At 69.9% G+C, this 651-nt stretch carries 1 protein-coding gene; it reads left to right on the forward strand.

From position 1 onward, the window contains the following. A partial coding sequence (locus MQN93_RS43715) for a carboxyl transferase domain-containing protein (protein ID WP_278191856.1) occupies positions 1-651 on the forward strand: 651 nt, incomplete at both ends.

The following is a 651-nucleotide window of genomic DNA, read 5'->3' on the forward strand; positions in this document are numbered from 1 at the left end:
GCGCGGGAGCGGATCGAGCTGCTGCTGGACGCGGGTTCCTTCCAGGAGGTCGAGCAGCTGCGCCGGCACCGGGCGACCGGGTTCGGCCTGGAGGCCAAGAAGCCGTACACGGACGGTGTGATCACCGGCTGGGGCACGGTGGAGGGCCGCACGGTCTTCGTCTACGCCCATGACTTCCGCATCTTCGGCGGCGCCCTCGGTGAGGCCCACGCCACCAAGATCCACAAGATCATGGACATGGCCATCGCGGCCGGCGCCCCGCTGGTGTCGCTCAACGACGGCGCGGGCGCCCGTATCCAGGAGGGCGTCTCGGCGCTGGCCGGCTACGGCGGCATCTTCCAGCGCAACACCCGCGCGTCCGGCGTCATCCCGCAGATCTCGGTGATGCTGGGCCCGTGCGCGGGCGGCGCCGCCTATTCGCCGGCGCTGACCGACTTCGTGTTCATGGTCCGTGACACCTCGCAGATGTTCATCACCGGCCCGGACGTGGTCAAGGCGGTCACCGGCGAGGAGATCACCCAGAACGGCCTGGGCGGCGCCGACGTGCACGCCGAGACCTCCGGCGTGTGCCACTTCGCCTACGACGACGAAGAGACCTGCATCGCCGAGGTCCGCTACCTCCTCTCCCTCCTCCCCCAGAACAACCGGGAG

The organism is Streptomyces spinosisporus (assembly GCF_022698145.1).
GTDB lineage: Bacteria > Actinomycetota > Actinomycetes > Streptomycetales > Streptomycetaceae > Streptomyces > Streptomyces spinosisporus.